At 60.4% G+C, this 5,870-nt stretch carries 5 protein-coding genes and 1 pseudogene; 4 read left to right on the top strand and 2 right to left on the bottom strand.

What is annotated here, in order from left to right; genetic code table 11:
• Both ACSSVY_RS22520 and ACSSVY_RS22515 read right to left on the bottom strand, forming a co-directional pair.
• The coding region (locus ACSSVY_RS22520; protein ID WP_454272262.1) for an IS110 family transposase at window positions 1–462 on the bottom strand (462 nt) is incomplete at its 3' end.
• Between the two features lie 160 nt (window positions 463–622).
• Window positions 623–1,432, bottom strand: a complete 810-nt coding sequence (locus tag ACSSVY_RS22515) for an enoyl-CoA hydratase-related protein (RefSeq protein ID WP_454272260.1) — start codon at window positions 1,430–1,432, stop codon at window positions 623–625.
• Window positions 1,433–1,581: 149 nt separating this feature from the next.
• Here ACSSVY_RS22515 and ACSSVY_RS22510 point away from each other — a divergent pair, with 149 nt between their 5' ends.
• The 4 genes and pseudogenes from ACSSVY_RS22510 to ACSSVY_RS22495 all read left to right on the top strand — a co-directional run.
• On the top strand, window positions 1,582–2,253 hold the full coding sequence (locus ACSSVY_RS22510) for an RraA family protein (RefSeq protein WP_454272258.1): 672 nt from the start codon (window positions 1,582–1,584) through the stop codon (window positions 2,251–2,253).
• A 1-nt stretch (window position 2,254) separates the two neighbouring features.
• Window positions 2,255–3,844, top strand: coding sequence for a thiamine pyrophosphate-binding protein (locus tag ACSSVY_RS22505; RefSeq protein ID WP_454272256.1), 1,590 nt, complete (start codon window positions 2,255–2,257; stop codon window positions 3,842–3,844).
• Window positions 3,845–3,984: 140 nt separating this feature from the next.
• Window positions 3,985–4,854 (top strand): tyrosine-type recombinase/integrase, encoded by an 870-nt coding sequence (locus ACSSVY_RS22500; RefSeq protein ID WP_454272254.1) that lies wholly within the window; start codon window positions 3,985–3,987, stop codon window positions 4,852–4,854.
• 10 nt (window positions 4,855–4,864) lie between these two features.
• Window positions 4,865–5,776: pseudogene (locus ACSSVY_RS22495) on the top strand (IS91 family transposase); the annotation flags it as partial.
• Between the last annotated feature and the right edge of the window lie 94 nt (window positions 5,777–5,870).

Genomic DNA, 5,870 nt, shown 5'->3' with positions numbered 1-5,870 from the left:
GCCCTTAAACTCGATCACGCCAACCGCCTCTTGCCAACTCCCTGACAACGCTAACATATCATGCGCACTCAGAAAGTCGAAAGTTTGCGACAGTACCCGAAATAGCGTCGCACGACTTTGTTTTTCAGTGGACTTGGGTTCAACAAATCTCATCGACGGGCGCTGCGCAGCTTCGGCGATGGCTTCCGCATCAGCCATGTCGTTTTTTTGCCTTTTTACAAAGGGTTTTACGTATTGTGGTGCGATCAGTTTCACCGTGTGCCCTAAGCCCGAGAGCTCCCGCGCCCAAAAATGCGCGGTCGCACAAGCCTCCATCGCAATCTGCGTCGGCTCCATCGTGCTGAAAAAATTCACCACCTGCTCTCTGCGTAGTTTTTTCCGGAAGAGCGCTGTCCCTCGATCATCAACGCCATGCAGCTGAAAAACATTCTTGGCGAGGCCTATCGCTATGAGATGTGCCACCTTTGTACTCCTTCATGCTTGGTGTCTGAGGATGATACCAATTTGCGACGGGAGGGCGTATCCACACCACAGAAGGCCCTAGATGATCCAGACGCTCTCTTAGATCAGAGACACTCTCAGGCTCAAAATCCTTCACTACGGACATGGCAGCGGGCCGGAATCATCCCTGCGATTTGCTTTGTTTCAACACCTTGCGGAACTCTGGTTTGCGCTTCTCGCGCATCGCGTTGCCGCCTTCCTTGGCTTCGTCGGTGGCATAGTAGTGTGCAACCGTCTGGAAGCCCAAATTGGCGATGCCGCGGATGTTCTCACTGTCGGCGTTGAATGCGCGTTTGGCAATGGCGATGGCGGTCGGGCTTCGCTCGACGATTTCGGCGCACCATGCATCGACCTCGCTGTCCAGATCTTCCTCTGGTACGACTTTGTTGACAAGACCCATTTCCAGAGCCTCTTGTGCGGAATAGCGGCGGCAGAGATACCACATTTCTCGCGCCTTCTTCTCGCCGACAATACGCGCCAGATAGGCGGTGCCAAAGCCCGGATCGACCGAGCCGACCTTTGGCCCGACCTGGCCAAACACCGATTTGTCCGATGCGATGGTCATATCGCAAATTGTGGCAATCACATTTCCACCGCCGATGGCATAACCGTTCACCTTGGCGATGATCGGTTTCGGCGCGTCGCGGATCAGTGAATGGATCTCTTCCACCGGCACACCCAGCGTGCCCCGCACGGCCCGGCCCGATTTCTTGTCACCACTGTCGCCGCCAACCCCGAACGCGCGCCCGCCCGCGCCGGTGATCACGATTGCCGCAACATCGTCGTCCCAGCTTGCCTTGGTCAACGCGTCGATCATTTCGAAGTAGGTATTCACGCGAAAGGCGTTCATCCGCTCCGGTCGGTTAACCGTGATCGTCGCCACGTTGTCTTTCACACCGTAAATCAGATCTTCGTAGCTGGTCTCGGTCATGTTTGGTGTCCTGTCGGTTGTCGGATGTTGAAACGTACGGCGGGAACGTTACCAGAAGCACATCTATTCCACAAGGTGAAACGCGTATCATTTATTGACTTGATGGGAAAACCTGCCAAAATCCCGTTTACCGATCGGGAGGCGGGACCATGGACCATACCAAGATCGAACGCCCTTCGGGAGAGATCATGAAGCGTTTGGCCTCCATCGGAACCAGCACGTTCGCCAATGCATTCGACGCATTCGGCCTGTTCGACAATATCATGTCCGGTATCGGTGCCGCAGCGCCCGGGTTCCGGTTCGCCGGGCCGGCGGTAACTGTGCAACTGTCCGTCGGCCCACCCGGCACCTACAGTTCGGTGGATTTCGCCGTCGGTGCGATGATAGATGCAGCCGCAGCTGGCGATGTGGTTGTCGTCGACGGCAGTGGCTGCCGGTACTCCACCTGGGGCGGCATGGCCAGTTATGCGGCCAAACTGAAAGGCATTGCCGGCCTGCTGGTGGATGGTGCCGCGCGCGATCTGGAAGAGATGATCGCGTTCGAGTTTCCCGTCTTCTCCCGCCATATCGTGCCCACAACCGGGCGCACGCGACTGCGGGTCGAGGCAATAAACGTGCCGGTGACCGCTGGAGGCGTCCGGGTCGATCCCGGCGACATCATCGTTGCGGACGGCTCTGGCGCGCTATCAATCCCTGCGGGAAAGGTTGGCGCGATTCTTGAACATGCCGAGAAATGCCAGCGCGACGACGACGCGGCCATGACAGACCTGAAGAACGGCATGTCGTTCAGCGAAGCCATGAAAAAATACAGGAACATCTAAGATGACCCGTTCAACACTCGCGCAAGCCCTCGCCGAGGGGTTCCAACGCCACGGCGTCCGACGCATATTCGGCGTTCCCGGCGGCGGTTCGGCCCTGCCGATCATCGGCGCGTCGAAGGCGCTGGGTATCGAGTTCATCCTGGCCCGCAGTGAAAGCGCCGCGTCGATCATGGCCGCCGTCACGGGCGAGCTGTCGGGCACGCCCGGCGTGGTGCTGGCCTGTGCCGGGCCAGGGGCCGCAAGCCTGACCAACGGGGCCGCTTATGCGAAGCTGGAACAGGCCCCGCTTCTGCTGCTGACCGATGGGCCGGCGTCGTCGCTGCATCAGCGTTATGACCAGAACGCGCTGTTCGCGCCGATCACCAAGCACCAAGGTCGGCTGACCCCGGAATACGGGATCACCGATGTGGAGGAGGCGCTGACGTTGGCCTGCCAAGCACCGATGGGGCCGGTACAAATGAACATCAACGCTACCGGGGCAGTGACCCCCGCGACCGGTAGCGTCGGCGCACGGCGGAGCGACGACCCCCCGCCGCCCGCCGAAACGGTGGCTGCAGCCGCCGCGCTGATCGAACGCAGCCGCAAGCCGCTGCTGCTGGTCGGGCTGGAGGCGCGTTATGGCGCGGCACCGGACTGGGCGCTGCGGTTGGCCGAGGCGCTGAATTGCCCAGTTCTGTCAACCTACAAGGCAAAGGGCGTCGTCCCGGACCGCCACCCCCGGATGGCGGGCATGTTCACCGGTGCGGCCAGCGAGTTTCAGGCTATCGAGGCCGCCGATCTGATCCTGACGTTCGGTGTGGACCCTGTGGAGTTCATCGCCGGCCCCTGGTCGCATGATGCGCCGGTGGTGGAAATCCGCACCGCAGACCTGCCGCGAATGTTACACCAGCCCGCGCTGCGCCTGATTGGCCCCATTTGTGCAACGGCCGAGGCGCTGTTGGCTGAAGACACTGGCAATTCGGACTGGACCGGGGATGTGATCGACGATCTGACCAGAACGATCACAGAGCGCGTCGCCATCAACAGCAACGCGCATACTGCACATTCGGTGACGCGCGCTATTGTCGAGGCTGCGCCGGGTCGGATCCGCGCCAGCGTCGATGCCGGGGCGCATATGATTTCGGCCATGTCGCTGATCGACGCCGATCTTCCCTTTGGGGCGCTGAAATCTAACGGTCTGTCGACCATGGGCTACGCGCTGCCGGCGGCCATCGCCTCGGCGCTGCACGACCCCGAAACGCCGGCGGTGGCAATCACCGGAGATGGCGGGCTGCTGATGTGTTTGGCCGAACTGACCACCGCTGCCGAGCATGGCTGCGGCGTGATCACCGTGGTGTTGAACGATTCTGCCCTGTCGCTGATCGACGTTAAGCAGCAGGTCCAAAAACTCGATCGCGCTGGCGTCAGTTACGCACCCGTCGATTACGCCGCCATCGCCAGCGCAATGGGCATTCAGGCTTGGAAGGTCGGGCCAGACGACGACATGACAGAGGCAATGTGCGCGGCATATGCCCATGGTGGCCCTGCGCTGATCGACGTGACCATCGACGCCAGTGTCTACAAGGAACAGGTTGCGGCGCTGCGCGGATAGCGGCTAGAGCATGTCGGTCTTGATCGGATTCGGGATTGAACGAACCCGCTAACGCGGGATGGGCGTCACTATTGGCGGGAATGGCCTCCTGATGAGAAGGTTTGGTTGCTGAGACCAACCTTTGAACAGGAGACCATCCCATGGCCAATGCCACATCAGCGGTAAGCCCGCTGCGCCGCCGTATGATTGACGACATGACGCTCCGCAACCTGTCGCCGGCTACACAGCGATCATATCTCAATGCTATGATCAAATTTGCCCGGCACTTCAACCGATCACCGGATCAACTGGGTCTGGAGGATGTCCGGGCCTTTCAGGTCTATCTGGTATCACAGGGCATTTCCTGGCCAGCGCTCAATCAGACGGTCTGCGCCTTGCGGTTTTTCTACGGTGTCACCCTGAACCGTGCGGAGATCCCCGAGCGGATCGCCTATGCGCGAACACCGCGCAAGCTGCCGACCATTCTTAGTGCTGATGAGGTTGTGCGGTTCCTCGAGGCGGTGCCGTCTCTGAAGGCGCGTGCAGCACTAACCACGGCCTACGCTGCTGGGTTGCGCGCTTCGGAAGCGGTCAGCTTGAAGGTCGCGGATATCGACAGTGATCGGATGGTGCTTCAGGTCCGCCATGGCAAAGGTGCCAAGGACCGCACAGTCATGTTGTCGCCACAGCTTCTCGGCATCTTGCGAACCTACTGGCGCTTGGCACGACCAAAAGACTGGCTGTTTCCTGGGCGTGGTGACAAGCCCATCGATGTGCAGGTGCTGCATTCCACCTGTCGGTCCGCGACCAAGGCAGCGGGATTGACCAAAAAGGTCAGCGTCCACACTTTGCGGCATAGTTTTGCGACGCATCTACTTGAAAGCGGCGTCGATATCCGCGTCATTCAGGTTTTGCTCGGGCACAGCAACCTGTCGACGACTGCGCGCTACACGCAAGTTGCCACGACAACGATCGCGAAGACGCAGAGCCCGTTTGATCGCCTGAGCCTTGAGGTGGTGCCACCCGGCTGAGGGCTATCCCATGCCTGCTGGCTTGGAGGTGGCGGATATTTTTCGCCACTATGGTCCTGCCTACACGCAAGCTCACGAGGGTCACCTTGGACGTGTGGAACGACGCGTCATGTCGGCGATCGAACTGTGCCGCACGGCCGCGCTTGGTGGCCATGTTGAGGGCTGCCGGGCCTGCGGCGCAGTGCGCGTCGCCTATAATTCCTGCCGCAACCGGCATTGCCCGAAGTGTCAGGGCGCGGTCGCGCGCGACTGGCTGGAGGCTCGGGCAGACGACCTTCTGCCGGCGCCTTATTTCCACGTGGTCTTCACGCTGCCGGCCGAGATCGCATCGATAGCCTTCCAGAACAAGAAAGTCGTCTACACAATCCTGTTCCGGGCAGCCGCCGAGACCCTGCGCATCATTGCCGCCGACCCCAAACATCTCGGTGCCGGGATTGGTCTCATTGCAGTGCTACACAGCTGGGGGCAGACCCTGAGTTATCATCCCCATCTCCATTGCATCGTTCCGGGCGGTGGCCCGTCACCCGATGGCACGCGCTGGATCGCCTGCCGCCCCAACTTCTTTCTGCCAGTCAGGGTGCTATCACGCCTGTTCCGTCGGCTGTTTCTGCAGTCGCTGCGCGTCGCCTTTGACGCCGGGCAGCTACAGTTCTTCGGCGATATCGCCGACCCGCAGGCCTTCGACCGGCTGATGACATCAACCGGTCGCGAAGACTGGGTGGTCTATGCCAAACCGCCCTTTGGCGGGCCGGAACAGGTGCTGGCCTATCTGAGCCGGTATACCCATCGTGTCGCCGTCGCCAACTCACGTCTGGTCAGCATGGCAGATGGCAAGGTGACGTTCCGCTGGCGTGACTATCGCCATGGCCGCCGGCCAAGGGTGATGACCCTTGATGCCGGAGAGTTCATCCGCCGCTTTCTTGGAGAGTACCGTAAAGTGTGGGGCAGTTGAATTTTGGGATTGATGCTGGCAAGGATTTTGGATGTCATCCGCTTCTCCAATCTATCAGCTAAAG

The sequence above is a fragment of the Roseovarius sp. MBR-51 genome (assembly GCF_053628575.1).
The sequence above is the reverse complement of the archived record's forward strand: the minus strand, read 5'-3'. Positions and strand labels throughout refer to the sequence as shown.

Bases quoted from the DNA above. Each gene is read 5' to 3' on its own strand.
- ACSSVY_RS22515 (WP_454272260.1), bottom strand. From the start codon at position 1,432: ATGACCGAGACCAGCTACGAAGATCTGATTTACGGTGTGAAAGACAAC.
- ACSSVY_RS22510 (WP_454272258.1), top strand. From the start codon at position 1,582: ATGGACCATACCAAGATCGAACGCCCTTCGGGAGAGATCATGAAGCGT.
- ACSSVY_RS22505 (WP_454272256.1), top strand. From the start codon at position 2,255: ATGACCCGTTCAACACTCGCGCAAGCCCTCGCCGAGGGGTTCCAACGC.
- ACSSVY_RS22500 (WP_454272254.1), top strand. From the start codon at position 3,985: ATGGCCAATGCCACATCAGCGGTAAGCCCGCTGCGCCGCCGTATGATT.